Annotated in this window: 9 protein-coding genes and 1 tRNA gene; 4 read left to right on the top strand and 6 right to left on the bottom strand. The window is 42.3% G+C overall.

Annotated elements, in window-relative coordinates; all coding sequences use genetic code 11:
- Positions 1–283 precede the first annotated feature (283 nt).
- The 4 genes from DEM91_RS00950 to lon all read right to left on the bottom strand — a co-directional run bounded on the left by DEM91_RS00950 (position 284) and on the right by lon (position 7,031).
- A complete protein-coding gene (locus DEM91_RS00950; RefSeq protein ID WP_249857518.1) occupies positions 284–2,035 on the bottom strand; it encodes a DEAD/DEAH box helicase in 1,752 nt (583 codons plus the stop codon).
- 130 nt (positions 2,036–2,165) lie between these two features.
- Complete coding sequence (locus tag DEM91_RS00945) at positions 2,166–3,341, bottom strand: LptF/LptG family permease (RefSeq protein WP_249857516.1); 1,176 nt, start codon at positions 3,339–3,341, stop codon at positions 2,166–2,168.
- A 61-nt stretch (positions 3,342–3,402) separates the two neighbouring features.
- A complete protein-coding gene (gene tgt, locus DEM91_RS00940) occupies positions 3,403–4,530 on the bottom strand; it encodes a tRNA guanosine(34) transglycosylase Tgt (RefSeq protein WP_249857514.1) in 1,128 nt (375 codons plus the stop codon).
- Between the two features lie 11 nt (positions 4,531–4,541).
- Positions 4,542–7,031 (bottom strand): endopeptidase La, encoded by a 2,490-nt coding sequence (gene lon / locus DEM91_RS00935; RefSeq protein WP_249857512.1) that lies wholly within the window; start codon positions 7,029–7,031, stop codon positions 4,542–4,544.
- A 1,371-nt stretch (positions 7,032–8,402) separates the two neighbouring features.
- Here lon and DEM91_RS00930 point away from each other — a divergent pair.
- A complete protein-coding gene (locus DEM91_RS00930; RefSeq protein WP_249857510.1) occupies positions 8,403–9,104 on the top strand; it encodes a tRNA1(Val) (adenine(37)-N6)-methyltransferase in 702 nt (233 codons plus the stop codon).
- Between the two features lie 97 nt (positions 9,105–9,201).
- Here the strand turns inward: DEM91_RS00930 and DEM91_RS00925 are convergent, their stop codons facing one another.
- Complete coding sequence (locus DEM91_RS00925; RefSeq protein WP_249857508.1) at positions 9,202–10,227, bottom strand: diacylglycerol/lipid kinase family protein; 1,026 nt, start codon at positions 10,225–10,227, stop codon at positions 9,202–9,204.
- Between the two features lie 212 nt (positions 10,228–10,439).
- Here DEM91_RS00925 and spt point away from each other — a divergent pair, with 212 nt between their 5' ends.
- Positions 10,440–11,627, top strand: a complete 1,188-nt coding sequence (gene spt, locus DEM91_RS00920) for a serine palmitoyltransferase (protein WP_249857506.1) — start codon at positions 10,440–10,442, stop codon at positions 11,625–11,627.
- 290 nt (positions 11,628–11,917) lie between these two features.
- A tRNA-Pro gene (locus DEM91_RS00915) sits at positions 11,918–11,991 on the top strand.
- 268 nt (positions 11,992–12,259) lie between these two features.
- Here DEM91_RS00915 and DEM91_RS00910 read toward each other — a convergent pair.
- A complete protein-coding gene (locus DEM91_RS00910; protein ID WP_249857504.1) occupies positions 12,260–14,254 on the bottom strand; it encodes an OPT family oligopeptide transporter in 1,995 nt (664 codons plus the stop codon).
- A 215-nt stretch (positions 14,255–14,469) separates the two neighbouring features.
- Here DEM91_RS00910 and DEM91_RS00905 point away from each other — a divergent pair, with 215 nt between their 5' ends.
- Complete coding sequence (locus DEM91_RS00905) at positions 14,470–16,611, top strand: M6 family metalloprotease domain-containing protein (protein WP_249857502.1); 2,142 nt, start codon at positions 14,470–14,472, stop codon at positions 16,609–16,611.
- Positions 16,612–16,707: the final 96 nt, after the last annotated feature.

The following is a 16,707-nucleotide window of genomic DNA, read 5'->3' as shown; positions in this document are numbered from 1 at the left end:
ACCAAAAGGGCTGACACCTCGTGAGAAGTGTCAGCCCTAAATTATTTTGTTTAATAAAGTTTTACCGGACAGCAATACTTGGATATCTATCACATCAAAATAATCTGCGAGTATCTCTGGAAAGATACAACGCAACAATTGCTCGGTCTTCATGATGCAAAGATAACAAATACTTATGAAATTATGTGCATGAGAGGAGGGATGCAACTGGGTTTTACGACTGACCCATTATTCAGCGATTCGTGAAAGCCATAAAAAAAGAGCACCCATGGTGCTCTCATTTTTATTTCTTACTCAAGGATTTAAGCCAGCGTAATGGCTTTTTAATGATTGAAGTGAATCCTGATTCTGTCTTTTGTTGTTTCTTTGGTGCTTCAAATTTTCTCGTACCTTGATACGTAACCTCTTGCTTTTGTCGTTTGTTTTGCTTTTTGTTGGTACGTTGTTTCTTAGCCTGGCGTTCGTTATTGGGCTGGGTTGCTTTCTTATTGCGTCCCTCTACATTTGGTTGTTTGTTGTCTTGTTGCGAGCGTGGCTTATTATTCCTATTTTCATTCCTGTTTTGCGTGCGTTGTTTGTTTTGTTTCTTTGGCTGCTGCTCAGTACTCTTTTCGTCCGTGCGCTCATTCTCTGATTTCTGTTTTGTAACCTGATTGTTGCGCTGTGGCTGTACATTCTTTCTGCGACCTTTACGACTTGTTTGTTTTTCACGCTGTTCAGAATCCTTCGACACATTATTGTTCTTTGATGCATCTACTGTCCGTGAAGTCTCCTTTTGTTGGTCGTTTTGACGGCGAGGCTTATGTTTATGTGCGGTCTGATTTCTATCTTTGCGTCGGATAGATTTAGCCTTTGTTCCACGCCGTTGCGGTCTTCTTCCCGAAGTGTATTCGGGTGCTTCGCCAATACCTTCTGGAAGTTGAGTCTTTTCCACCTCTTTTCCTAAGAACTTTTCAATCTGTTCAAAGAGATAAGTGTCGTCTTGTGCAACCAAGGTTATGGCTTGTCCGTCTCTATCGGCACGTGCGGTACGTCCTATGCGGTGAACATAGTCTTCTGCATCGTTGGGTACGTCATAATTGATAACCATAGATATATCATCAATGTCAATACCCCTTGCCACAATGTCGGTTGCTACGAGTACGTCCAATTGCCCACTCTTAAAGTTAAGCATCACTTCATCACGCTGTGCCTGTTCCAAATCAGAGTGCATCTCACTGCAGTTTACATTCATGCGATGCAGGGCTGCCGCTACCTGTTTCACTTTTAGTTTCGAACCGCAGAAGACTATGACACGTTTCAGATCACCTTTCTTAAAGATGTCTTCAATGATTTTCAGCTTCTGTGCCTCGTAACAAATGTATGCACACTGCTTGATTTTCTCTGCAGGTTTGCTGACTGCCAACTTAATCTCAATTGGATTTTTCAGTAAGGTTCGTGCCAAATCGTTAATCTTGTCAGGCATTGTTGCAGAAAACATAATAGTTTGGCAAGTTTTGGGCAATCCTTTCGCAATGCTCATGATGTCGTCAGCAAAGCCCATGTCGAGCATACGGTCGGCTTCATCCAACACGAAAAAGCTAATTTTGCTCATGTCTATGTTACCCATGTTGATATGACTAATCAGACGTCCTGGAGTAGCAATCACCACATCAGCCCCCAATCGTAAGCTTTTAACTTCTTGGTCATATCGGTTTCCGTCATTTCCACCGTACACAGCCACGCTGCTCACGCCTTGAAGATAATAGCCAAAGCCTTGCATGGCTTGGTCTATTTGCTGCGCCAGCTCACGAGTGGGCGACATAATAAGACAATTAATGGCATTGTCTGGATAGTTGTTACTGTCTATTTTACTCAATATGGGTAATAAATAGGCGGCTGTCTTTCCCGTTCCTGTCTGTGCTACGCCTAAGACATCTCTTCCTTTTAAGATTTCTGGAATACACTTTTCTTGCACTGGTGTGCAGGTATCAAAGTGCATATCGTACAAAGCGTCTAATACATTATTATTTAATGGTAATTCTTCAAATTTCATACTTTCAATTTACTATTCATCTTTCGTATCTCGCATTCTATGGAGTGTTGACGAAATATGGATTATTTTTCTATTTTTCTTTTATTTCCTTCATATGCCAAAGAGTAATGACGTCCAATCATAGTTGGCATTAATTCGGCGCCTTTCTATAGCAAAAGTAAGCCACAACGCTAAAGAGAAGGTTGGGTACCCAAGCTGCCAGCATTGGTGGAGCATCTGCATTGATGGCAAAGGTAGCCGAGATGGTTTGTAACAGAATATACAAGAAGCTCAATGCAAGTCCCAAACCCAAATACAATCCCATGCCTCCTTTTCGCTTGCGAGCTGACAATGACAACCCAATAATCGTCAGTATGAAGGAGGCAAAGGAGGAGGCAATACGCTTATGATATTCTACTTGGTATTGCACCACATTGCCTGAGCCACGATTTACCTGTTTACTAATGTACTCGCGCAGTTCTGGACTGGTAAACGTCTCTTGTTGTCCTTTAGAATATACCAAGTCCATAGGCTCCATCATGATGACAGTGTCTCGTTCTGCTCCGCTGGTAATATGCTCTCGTAGTCCCTTCAGCTCTCTTATCTTCCAACCTGTCACGGTCCAATGATACTTGGCATCGGCAATCGTGTCGTATTGAATTTCCATGGCGGTGAGATGACTTACCAGCTTTTTATCCTTAAATTTATCTAACGAGAAGCCGTATCCCCGTTTCGTTTTATTGTCATAATGCTGAATATAAGCTATCGTTCCTTTGTCAACTTGCAGTTGGACATTATCCGCAGCCGACCGTTTTTTGTTATTCTTGTATAGATTATCAAAATTTTGTCGCACTACTGTGCCATGTGGAATGACATACGCACTGAGGAAAAAGGATACCGACGCAATGAGTATGCATGATATCATGTAGGGTCGCATCAAACGCTTAAAGGAGATACCTGTTGCCAGCATGGCTATAATCTCCGAATTGCCAGCCAATTTGGAAGTGAAAAAGATAACGGCAATGAATACAAATAGTGGGCTAAACAGGTTTGAGAAATATGGGATAAAGTTGGCATAATAGTCAAAGATGATTGCTCTCACGGGAGCTTTGTATTCTGTGAACTTGGACAAGTTCTCATTAAAGTCAAAGACTATCGCAATAGCGATAATCAAAGCAATAGAGAAAATGTAAGTACCAACGAACTTTTTTATGATATACCAGTCTATCCGCTTGATATATTTCTTTGGATTCAAAATCTTTAAGAAACGGAGTTTGTGAGCGAGCCATTGAAACAATGACCCTATGGGAGCAGTAAGTCGATGCATTTTTCTACCGACTTTTAATAATCTGCGGTGTTTTCTTCTTGATTTGAAACTTTTCATCCGTTTATATTCTTCGTCCCAATTGTTCGATGATACTTCGTTTCCAACTGATAAAGTCGCCCTGTTCAATGTGCTGACGTGCATCGGTTACCAGTCTGAGGTAAAAAGCCAAATTGTGTATTGAGGCTATTTGCAGTGCCAAATACTCTTTAGCTTTAAACAAATGATGCAGGTATGCTTTTGTACATACCATGTCAATGTCGCATCCTGAAGAATCAATGGGAGTGAAATCATTTTCCCATTTCTTGTTCTTCATGTTCATTGTACCCTCGTAGGTAAAGAGCATTGCGTTACGACCATTGCGCGTTGGCATCACACAGTCGAACATATCCACGCCTCGTTCGATGCCCTCTAAAATGTTTTGTGGTGTTCCCACGCCCATAAGATAGCGTGGCTTGTCTTTAGGAAGAATGTCGTTCACCACTTCAATCATTTCATACATCACCTCTGTGGGTTCGCCAACGGCTAATCCACCAATGGCATTTCCGTCTGCACCTTTATCTGCAATATATTTTGCTGACTCTTGACGAAGGTCTTTATAGGCAGCTCCTTGCACGATAGGAAATAGACATTGGTCATATCCATATAAGGGTTCGGTCTCCTTAAAGCGTTTGATACAACGATCCAGCCAGCGATGCGTCATACCCAGACTTTGCTTTGCGTACTGGTAGTCGCAATCACCGGGAGGACATTCATCGAGAGCCATCATGATATCTGCGCCAATGATACGCTCGGTATCCATGACATTCTCAGGGGTGAAAAAATGTTTTGAGCCATCAATATGTGACCTAAACTCGCATCCCTCTTCGGTTAATTTGCGAATACCCGTGAGTGAAAACACTTGAAACCCGCCAGAGTCTGTCAGAATAGGACGATCCCAACCATTAAATTGATGTAGTCCACCAGCCGCTTTTAGAATCTCTAAACCTGGTCGAAGGTACAGATGATACGTATTTCCCAAGATAATCTGCGCCTTGACTTGTTGCTTTAGTTCACTGAAATGCACAGCTTTCACCGTTCCCACCGTACCCACAGGCATGAAAATCGGTGTTTTGATTTGCCCGTGAGCCGTAGTAATCAGTCCTGTGCGAGCAGACGAATTAGGGTCTGTATGTTGGAGTTCAAATGTCATGTTGATACGCTTTATGCAAGTATCTCTTCTATTTGCTTGCTCGGCCGCTTCGACTCGTCTTCGACTGTCAAATCTATAGGATGGTCAACCCGTTCGTCTGTCAGTGCAAAGTCCCACACTTGTTGCACGTTCTCCACATAATGGAAATCAACGCCTTTCAAGTATTTTTCGGGAATCTCGTCAATATCCTTTTTGTTTTCCTTGCACATCACAATGTCTGTAATGCCAGCTCGTTTTGCTGCGAGTATCTTTTCTTTAATTCCTCCTACAGGTAAAACCTTGCCACGGAGGGTAATTTCGCCTGTCATGGCTGTATTCTTGCGCACCTTGCGTTGAGTGAGAGCCGAAGCAATAGACGTAGCAATCGTGATTCCAGCCGATGGACCGTCTTTTGGAGTTGCGCCTTCAGGCACATGGATATGAATGTTCCACTGGTCAAAGACACGGTAGTCAATGCCTAAGGCGTCTACATGAGCTTTGACGTATTCGAGAGCTATCACTGCTGATTCTTTCATCACATCGCCTAAATTACCTGTAAGCGTTAGCTTGCCAGGCTTTCCTTTGCTCATAGAAGTTTCTATAAAGAGAATCTCACCACCCACACTGGTCCAAGCCAATCCAGTTACTACTCCCGCATAGTCGTTGCCTTGGTAGATGTCGCGGTAGAAAGGAGGCTTGCCCAAAAGTCCCTCTATCTTTTCGGCTGTGATGTCCGTGTAGTCTAAATTCCCCTCCATCGCTTTGTTATAAGCCATTTTGCGCAATGCTTTGTTAATTTGCTTCTCTAACTGGCGTACACCACTTTCGCGAGTATATTGCTCAATTATTTTTTCTAAGGAAGCTTTGTTGAACTTCACTTTTGGGCTATGCGTGTCTAATCCCGTATTTTTCAATTCACGAGGAATGAGATGTCGCTTGGCTATTTCTATCTTTTCTTCCGTGATATAACCACTGACTTGAATAATTTCCATACGGTCGAGCAAGGGGCGTGGAATGGTATTCAGGTCGTTGGCTGTGGCAATAAACATCACATGAGATAAATCATAGTCCACATCCAAATAGTTGTCGTGGAACGCATTGTTCTGTTCAGGGTCCAATACCTCAAGGAGTGCCGACGAGGGGTCACCGTTAATGGTGTTTTGAGTCACTTTATCAATCTCGTCAAGGATAAAGACAGGATTGGAAGAGCCTGCCTTCTGTAAGCTCTTGATGATTCGTCCAGGCATGGCACCAATATAGGTTCGGCGGTGTCCGCGTATCTCTGATTCGTCGTGTACACCTCCTAATGAAATGCGCACATATTTGCGTTTCATGGCAGAAGCAATGCTCTTGCCCAAACTTGTCTTACCCACACCGGGAGGTCCGTATAGACAAAGGATGGGTGACTTTAGATTGCCACGCAACTGTAATACCGCCATATATTCTAAGATGCGCTCTTTCACTTTCTCCATGCCATAGTGATCACGGTCTAAGGTGCGAGCAGCACGGCGCAAATCAAGGTTGTCTTTGGTAAACTCTCCCCAAGGTAAGCTAACCAAAGTCTGAAGATAAGAAAGCTGTACGCTATATTCTGGACTTTGTGGATTGAGCAAGTCGAGCTTATCAAGCTCTTTTTCAAACGTCGCCTCAATATCCTCATTCCAATGTTTCTTCTTGGCTTTTTCTTCCAATTCACGTCGTTCTGGGGAGCCGTCTGCATTGCCTAACTCCTCTCGAATATTCTTAATTTGCTGTTGTAGGAAGTATTCGCGTTGTTGTTCGTCAAGGTCTTCACGTGTTTTGGTACGAATGTCCTTCTGCAATTCAAGCAGTTGCATTTCTTTGTTCAGAACTTTCAGCGACACCAAGATACGCTCAATCATAGAGTTGACCATCAGCATCTTCATCTTGTCTTCAATAGAGAAGGGCATGTTGGTGCAGATGTAGTTAATAGTCAGTACGTCATTTTGCAGATTACTTAATGCAAATTGCGCTTCATCTGCAATGTCGTCATTCTCTTTGATGTATTCAATGGTTTGTTTGCGCAAATCTTCTGCGGCTGCATGATACTCCGAATCGCCTTCCTTAGGCAGTATTTCTGCCTCCAAATGGGTAAGTCCCTGAAGGTAAGGTGTCTTCTTCGTTATCTTGTCGAGTTTGCAACGACCCAACGATTGAACAATGGCTGTCACATTTTGCCCATGTCCGGGTATTTCCAGCACGCGTACCAAGCGAGCATATACGCCATAATCATATAAGTCTCCTTGTTGTGGCTCCTCTGTCTCTGAGTTTTTTTGACAGAAGATAGCAAATGTAGTATTGGGACTTTTCTTTACTGTTTCTATTAGCCTCAAGCTATTGTCGCGTCCAATGAGTATGGGACAAAGCACCCCAGGAAACATCACCATGTTGCGTGTTGCCAATACGGGCACTTCTCCTTCCACATTCACGTTGAATAAGTTAGAGATGTCACCTTCGTAATCAGCAATCATTTGGATAGATGCGTTATTTTTCTTGCTCATATATTCTCTTTTCGTTATCAGCTTGCAAAGTTACTACTTTTTATTGAGATTAGGACTTTGCATTTCTACTATTTATAATATGTGTGGTTGAGTTCCAGTTAAATAATGGTGCAAAATGTGTGCCACGTTTAGTTGCCGATAGCTCTTTTTTGCTTTAATCCTTATCTTTCTGGTTAAAAACATCCGTCGTTTTTGTCCTATCATTTTACCAAAAAACGACCATCTAAAATCTTCAAAATAGAAAAAATCAATAGGCAAACGGTATACAAAAATGGGCTGATTTTAAGAAAATAAACGTCTTTTCATGCCAGAACATTGATTTTACGGTCTTAGAAACATGTATTAGAGGCATTATCTACATACTATAGCAGCATTAAAGCATGCAAATTGCGAGCTTATCTCAATGCTTCAATCGCCAAAAAAGGATGAAAATAGGGATGAAACGAAATGGCTTGAGCGTAACATCTTAAACAACAAGAGGTTATGAAACATTCTCATAATTCGCGTATTTGCGAGCAACTTTGACGTTGGTTGTTTACACGCGAGTTATGAGAGGCACTTTGTAAAGAAAATTCAGCATTTATAAGTCTCCCATGCAGCATATCACTATTTTTATAACTGCTGTTAGTTTGGTACTTTGCTTTGCAAAAATATGAGTCTAAAATACAAAGAACTGTGTTTTTCCGAGAGGCAGAATAATTTATTTTTATTCGTTCTCTGGCGTACGAGTGTGTGGAGATGTCAAAGCACCGTGCTGTAGATCGTTTTTCTCATGATATTTCTTTAACGTTTCAAAAAAATATTCTATTTTTGTTATCGTAAAATTCAATTGACGTTTGAAAGTGATGAGCAAGGTGAAAGAGTTTTTCAAAGAATTAGAAGAGGACTATGGGTATGACAAATCTCTCATTACCTTAGTTATAGTGAATGTGTTTTTCATGTTTCGTGGATTATATCAATATTCAGAGCCCTGGATTTTTTTATGCCTCGTATATTACTGGCCTACCGTTCGAAAAATGGCAAAACCAGAGCAATTGAGAGATTTGAAAGATGTGTATTTAGGGATTACTTATTTCTTCTTCTATATTAGGTTTATTAGTAATATTTTCATACCAACGTTTTTCCATTAACCGAGTGAGATAGTCTCATTAATGGAGTGTGAACACAAGGTGTATGCCTTGGCATGCTTGGAACCATGGATTAAGAAGCGTAAGTGTACTCTGTTGAAATCAAAGATTTTATACTTGTCGCTACTGGCGGTTTCCAGCTGTCGGATGCGCCGATAGTGGTAAAATAAGAATCGGTGATTTTTTTGTTACTTTTAAGCACCCGATGGAACATATTTCCCAAAAATATGACTAAGTTTGCAGCATGAGTAACGATTGGTTTCAACTGAAAGAATTTAAGGTGCGGCAAGACAGATGCGCCATGAAAGTGGGTACTGACGGTGTGTTGTTGGGTGCGTGGGCGCAAGGCGGGCAGCGCATTTTGGATATCGGAACAGGCACTGGACTCATTGCTTTAATGATGGCACAACGCTATCCACAGGCTCGTATCGTCGCCATAGATATCGATTGCGAGGCGTGTGAACAGGCTGCGGAAAACGTAGCTACATCACCTTTTGCTGATAGAATAACGGTGGAAAATGTGCCCTTGCAACAGTTGAGCGCCACAGAGGAATTTGATACCATTGTGACTAATCCACCTTATTTTATAGATAGCTTGCGCAATCCAGACGAACAAAAGGCATTGGCGAGGCATGCCTGTAGCTTACCGTATAAGGATTTGTGCAAGGGTGTCCAGCTGTTGCTCTCGAGTAGGGGAATTTTTAGTGTGGTGTTGCCCACGGATAACATGGAAAAATTTATGGCAGAGGCAGCGTTTGCAGGACTTTACTTGTACAAACAATATAAAATTAAAACCCATTTGCGAAAAGAACCCAAACGCTGTCTCATGGCTTTTACAAAGTTTCGTCCCGATTGTTTGGAAATAAAAGAGTGTACATTGTTGGACGAACAAGGGCAAAGGAGTGAGTGGTACAAGGCGTTAACCCATGCGTTTTATTTGCATTGATGCACAAATTTAAGGGCGATTTGTAGGGTTGAATGGTAAATGTAGTGATAGTTTTCTGCGCTGTTCATGCCTTCATGCGTTCCTCACTCAAAGGAGATTATATGTTCAGTTTCTTTTGTAGCACTCGACTCAACGCCTGAATATGGCGCGTCTGCTTCGAAATATCCTCTCGAACAACGTTAATTTCGTTAAATAGTTCTGCAGCCGCACTTTGTAACGCATTGGGTTGGCGCTGTCGTTTATCGGCATCAGGGTTGATGATGATTTTGATACCTTTCTCTTGTAGCTCTATGTCGATATCTTTGCCCGTCATCACAGGATCGCCGTCGTAATGGATAACCCCGGGTTTGCTTCGTTTGATGTGTAACTTTTTTGTTCTAAAAGTCTTAATTTTAGAATTCTTATCCAAGGTCTTGTTAAACATGTCAATGCTGATTTGCGAAGCTTCGATAAGGTCGAATGGTTCCATAATGATAACATCCATATAGCCGTCGCTCATGGATGCTTGTGGGGCAATCACCGCATTGTTGCCATATTGTGACGCATTGGCGCAGGAAATGAGAAAGGCTTTGTATTTGCTAACACCATGGTCGTCAATAATTTCGTATGTTTCGGGTTGGTATTTCAATCCTTCCTCTAACACCTTCTGTACATAAGTTATCGGACCGCGTTTGCCACATTCGGCAAATTTCTGACTTACAAACGCATCGAACCCCATGCCACAGGTGCAGAAAAACGGAATGTCATTGATAATACCATAATCAAAATGGTGGATGACACATTTATTAATCACCTGAATGGCTTTTTTAAGGTTCATCGGCAGGAGCATATGGCGTGCTAAACCATTGCCAGACCCACAGGGTAAGATTCCCAAGGCGGTATGAGAGTGTACAATGGCACGTGCCACTTCGTTGACAGTGCCATCGCCTCCTACAGCAACAACAATATCTACACCCTTTTCTTTGGCTTCGGTAGCCAATTCAGAGGCATGTCCCGGGTGGTTAGTTTCTAAAATCTCATACTCAAACTGCGTCTTATCTAACGTATTATCAATTAGTTTGGGTATGCCACCTTTATTCGTTGTTCCCGAAATGGGATTCATGATGAACCATATTTTCTTCATCTTCAGTCCATTCAATACTTATAGAAATCGTACAATCGCTGAATAAAATCACCGACAATGGTTGCAAATGTACTACTTTCCGTTCAATAAACGATATGCTGAAAGATAAAAAACATAAAAACAAACATATACGGTTGTAAAAAGGACAAAATCAGTTAATTATTTATATCTTTGCATTCTGATTATTAAATAAGGAAAAAGAATTGAAGAAAATGGGACAATTACAAGAACGTTACCAACACTATCGTGAACCGCAAAAATATATTGAGGCTGGAGTGTATCCCTATTTTAGAGAGATAACCAGCAAACAAGGAACCGAAGTAGAAATGGGCGGCCATCGAGTTTTGATGTTTGGTTCGAATGCCTATACTGGTTTAACGGGCGACGACCGTGTCATTGCGGCTGCTAAGGCTGCGTTGGAGAAATACGGATCGGGCTGTGCAGGTAGTCGATTCCTCAATGGAACATTAGATTTGCATGTACAATTAGAAAAAGAGTTGGCTACGTTTGTGGGTAAGGAAGATGCGCTTTGTTTCCCTACTGGTTTTTCTGTCAACCAAGGAGTATTGGCTGTGGTAGTGGGAAGGAACGACTATATGATTTGTGATGACCGAGACCATGCCAGTATTGTAGATGGGCGTCGTCTGTCTTTCGCTACACCATTGCGCTACAAGCATAACGATATGCAAGATTTGGAACGCATTCTCCAGAAACTTCCACACGAGGCGGTGAAGTTGATCGTGGTAGATGGAGTGTTCTCTATGGAGGGAGATTTGGCTAATTTGCCCGAAATCATTCGATTGAAGAAAAAGTATAACTGTTCTGTCATGGTGGATGAGGCGCATGGTGTGGGCGTGTTTGGCAAGCAAGGTAGAGGCGTTTGCGACCATTTTGGATTGACCGACGATGTCGATTTAATCATGGGAACATTCTCAAAAAGTCTTGCTTCTATCGGTGGCTTTATCGCAGGAGACAAAGATACGATTAACTTTTTGCGGCATACCTGTCGCACTTACATCTTTAGTGCTTCGGACACACCTGCTGCAACAGCTGCTGCTCAAAAGGCATTGCATATCTTGCAAGCCGAACCTGAGCGTATTGAGAAACTATGGGAAGTAACTTGCTATGCGTTACGTCGATTTAAGGAGGAAGGTTTTGAGATTGGTAATACGGAAAGTCCTATCATTCCATTATATGTACACGATATCGACAAAACGTTTATGGTGACAAAGTTGGCTTTCGATCATGGTGTGTTCATCAATCCAGTGATTCCTCCTGCTTGTGCTCCGCAAGACACTTTAGTGCGCTTTGCACTCATGGCGACACACACCATTGAACAAGTTGAACGGGGTGTGCAAGTCCTTAAAAAAGTTTTCCAACAACAGGGCATTTTAGCGTAGCTATCGCAAAGTCTCATCGTTTGTGCGTTGTAATTCAAATAGTGATTGAATGACGCACAACACAGTCGATATCAGAAAATCCTCATCTGCATCAAGAATGATTGGATGAGGGCTTTCTGTTTTTGTCCATGCCTTGTATGTATGGTTTCTCAAGGTCGTTGGTAAATAAGGTAGTGTATTATGATGCCAGTGATATTGGTACAATAAATTGAAAAATAAACATCAAAATGTTTTGGTAATCAGAAATAATCTATTACCTTTGCACTCGCAATTCAGAAATGAAAGGCAAGCGGGGTGTAGCGCAGCCCGGTAGCGCTCCTGTTTTGGGAACAGGCGGTCGCAGGTTCGAATCCTGTCGCCCCGACAATGAGAGTCCATTGTATGATACATACAGTGGGCTTTTTGTTTTTGGACGTGACATCTCACAGTCTTGCCAACCCATACCCCGACAACTTTTGTGATGACGTGATGAAACGGTAAGTAGTCTTTTGCGTTTCTTGTAGCGATTGCGTATCAAGATTACAGCTCATGTTCACACCTTTTTCAAATCCTGAAAGTAGTGTGCCATGAGCTGTTTGTTGTATGTGCCAAATGTTGTGTTTTTATCTTTTGGCTGCTACCAAAGGGGCAGTTTACTTCTTCACTCGCGTAGCCATGATAAAGTAGCTAATCAAGAGCAAGTAGGCAGCAAGTGATAGTAGTTGCGATAATGGGTTCGCCAACCAGTCGGGATTGATAGGATTGTATCCTGTAAATCGGAGCAATGCACTGACTACTCCCATTAATGCTCCACCTGCAATGAAGCCACTGGCAAGCAGGGTTCCTTTCTCACCTCGTGCCTTATTGGCTTGTTTGTCTTTGCTTCGAGAGGTGACAAACCAGTGAATGATACCACCAATGAGTAGAGGTATGTTGAGTTCCAATGGTATAAACATGCCCAAGGCAAAAGGTAAAGCGGGAATCTTTACAAGAGTTAGTACAACAGCAATCAGTGCACCTATGCCGTAGAGCAACCATGGTGCACCAGCGCCATTCATCATGGGCTCTATTACAGCAGCCATGGCATTGGCTTGTGGAGCAACTAAGTGGCCTTGTTGTTCAGGGTCAAAGCCGTAAGTTTGGTTTAACAGCATCATTACTCCGCCCACGGTGGCAGCACTTACCAATGTTCCAAGGAATTTCCATGTTTCTTGTTTGGCAGGTGTCGTACCCAACCAATATCCAATTTTTAAGTCGGTAACAAAGGCACCAGCCATGGATAGTGCAGTACATACCACGCCTCCCATGATGAGGGCTGCCAACATACCTTCAGGACCATTAAGTCCTACGGCAACCATGACAACACTGGCAAGGATTAAAGTCATCAAAGTCATGCCTGACACGGGGTTACTTCCAACAATAGCTATGGCGTTTGCAGCTACCGTAGTGAACAAAAAGGCAATACCAGCAACCAAGAGAATGGCAACGAGTGCATGGGTAAAGTTGTTCATAACACCGAAGAGGAAGAACAAGAAGGTAATGACAATGGCAGCAATAGACCCGATGGCGATGACTTTGAACGAGATGTCACGTCTAGTACGTATTTCTTCTTTCTTACTATTGTCCTTACCTTTCATCTCTTGAGCAGCCAATCCAACGGCACTCTTTATGATTCCCCAGCTCTTAATAATGCCAATAATGCCAGCCATTGCAATGCCACCGATACCGATGCTCTTGCCATAAGTGGCAAATATGGTTTCTGGTGACATCTCTCCTACAGGCATCGAAACAACCGTTCCACCAATGTTGAGGATGGTATCGCCAAAGAATAAGGAGAGTCCTGGCACGATAAGCCACCAGATGGCAAATGATCCAAGACAGATAATAAAGGTATATTTGAGTCCAATGATGTAGCCTAATCCCATGACAGCGGCACCAGTATTGACCTTGAAGACAAGCTTTGCCTGGTCTGCCACTTGTTCGCCCCAGCCCATGACACGTGAGGTGAAGTTTTCATTCCACCAACCAAACGTAGCAACAATGAAGTCGTACACGCCACCAACCAATCCTGCAACGAGTAAAGGTTTGGCTTGTGCGCCTCCTTTTGCTCCACTGACGAGGACTTGTGTCGTAGCCGTAGCTTCAGGAAAGGGATACTTTCCATGCATATCACTAACAAAATACTTACGGAAAGGAATGAGGAATAAGATGCCTATGATGCCACCCAATGCCGAACTCATAAATATTTTGAGGAACGAAGCACTCATCTCAGGATATTTTGCTTGTAGGATGTAAATAGCGGGCAGTGTGAAGATAGCTCCCGCTACCACTGCTCCAGAGCAAGCACCGATACTCTGTATGATGACATTCTCACCCAGAGCTTTGTTTCGTTTGGTAGCGGTAGATACGCCCACAGCAATAATTGCGATAGGAATGGCAGCTTCAAAAACTTGTCCTACCTTTAACCCAAGATACGCAGCTGCTGCTGAAAACAGCATTGCCATTACGATACCCCATGTCACTGACCAAGCATTTACTTCGGGATAAACTTGTTTTGGGTTCATCACAGGTTGATACTCTTCTCCTTCTTTCAGTTCTCTGAAAGCGTTGTCAGGTAATTCTACCGACTCTTTTAGTTTGTTTTCCATAAGAAATAGTTGTGTTTGTGATTGCAAAGATACGTTAAATCAATGAAGATTCAAAATGATAATGCAGCTTTTCTGTTCATTTTTATTCATGCAATGGCTAATTTTATTTATCTTTGTGACAAGAAAGGCTGTAGTTGAATGACGTCAATACAAATTTTACCAACCTTGTCTTTTACTATGAAGTCCATTCAATAAGTTTTTTACTATTTTGAAATATGATGAAGCGAACTCTTGTTTTTCTCCTCATTCTCTGTATAACGCTCTGTGTAAATGCTATTCCTGCAAAGCGAAAGGGATATACGACGATTCGTTTAACGGATGGACGTGAGGTTTTGGCAACGCTTGTTGGCGACGAATATCTTCACTATATGCAGGCAGAAGATGGACGACAATACATTTATAATACTGTTTTGGGCGGCTTTGAAGCATTAGATTTAGCGAATCTAAAGCGTACCGCTGCTGCCACTCGAAGTCAAATCAATCAGGTTAGACGTCATAGAAAATTAGCCACCGCTAAGATATTACAGAAAAATAAACTACAAATAAAAAAGGCGTTGCTGCTTTTAGTGCAATTTCCAAACAAGCAATTTCTTCCTGAACATACGCCTTTTCTTTATGAAAACATTTGTAACACGCCCAATTTTCAGCATGAACTTGGTTTTAAGGGCAGTGTAAAGGATTATTTCAAGGCTCAAAGTAATGGACTTTTTGATTTGGCTTTCGACGTAAAAGGACCTATCAACCTGTCCCATTCTTATGCCTATTACGGTGCAAATAATAAAGCAGGAGAGGATATTCGTCCTGAGGAAATGGTGAAAGAAGCATGCAGAGCCGTCGAAGCACAAGTTAATTTTGCCGATTATGATTGGAATCATGACGGAGAGGTCGATGCTATTTACATCTTATATGCAGGTCAGGGCGAAAATACAACGTACAAAACTGATCCTCAAACCATTTGGCCACACCAATCCGAACTTTCCTCCACCAATGATGTCCTAACGTTGGACGGGGTTACTATTCGTCCTTATGCTTGCAGTGCCGAGTTGATAGGTGCTCACCAGATAGACGGTATCGGTACTATCTGTCATGAGTTCTCTCATTTATTGGGTCTTCCCGACATGTACGACACTGTAAATCAAGAAAATTATGGCATGTGTACTTGGGATATTATGGACCAAGGAGCATACAACGGTAATGCATTTGTACCAGCAGGTTATACGAGCTATGAGCGAATGTTTTGTGGTTGGATGACACCTCACAAGCTCACAAAGGACACGCTGGTACAAAACGTCAAGCCATTGAGCGAAGGAGGAGAGAGTTATATCTTATATAATGATGGACACCTCAATGAATATTATCTGTTGGAAAACAGGGCAAAAACCAAATGGGATGCGTATTTGGATGGTGAGGGACTACTTGTTCTTCATGTTGACTATGACGCTCAGGCATGGATCGACAACGAAGTAAATACAGATAATAGCCACCAACGATGCACTATCTTTCATGCCGACGGCTCTGACCGATATCTTACCAGCTTGGGAATGTTTCATTCAGCAGAGGTGGCAGGCGACCCTTATCCTTATAAAGGTAACAACTGTCTCACTCCAACTTCGCAACCAGCTGCCAATCTCTTTCATGCCAATGCGCAAGGTAGCATGCTGATGAATAAAAACCTCACAAACATTCAGCGTCATACCAATGGGACAGTTTCCTTTCAGTTGAGTGTTGGAACCCGTACTGCAGATGATACTGCCGCTCCATTGCCAGATGGTGTTCTATTTCACGAGACTTTTAATCAATGTCATGGCACAGGAGGGAACTCAGGAGGCTTTCGTGGGCGAGTAGCTACTCAAAGATCTCAGTATTTACCAGATGTACAAGGGTGGACAGTACCCTCTGGTGCGGCTTATGGTGGCGATAGATGTGCAAGATTTGGTTTAGCAAAAAACGGAGTAGGAATTGTTTATTCTCCCTCTTTTATGGCTATTGGAACTGATACTTTGATTTTCGTAGCAGCTCCTTTTGGTAATGACGGAAATTCTGTGGATGTTTATATCAATGACAAGTTGCTTGATAGTTTCTCGCTTCAAACGGATGCATGGACTACCATTTCTGTTCCTTTTGAGGGAAAGGGCGCAACGGTGATTAAGTTTGTCCCCGATCGTAGGCTTTTTCTTGATGATGTAAAGGTAGTGGGTCCACGCTCCACAACCAATGGTATTCAATCTTTTCCGGCAATTCATCCGTCATCATACACCCATCGTATTTATAATCTTCATGGACAACATGTGGGAGATGATTTGTCAAGATTGCCACAAGGAATATACGTCATCAATGGAAGAAAAATACTCAAGTGAAATTTCAGCAGGCTTTGCCATAGAGATAAAACGCAAAAAAGAGCGGTTTGTAGTCCGCTCTTTTTTACATATAGGTTTACCATAACCCCTCTATAC

This window comes from Prevotella sp. TCVGH (assembly GCF_023522295.1).
Classification (GTDB): Bacteria; Bacteroidota; Bacteroidia; order Bacteroidales; family Bacteroidaceae; genus Prevotella; species Prevotella timonensis.
This window is presented reverse-complemented; position numbering and strand designations above follow the sequence as displayed.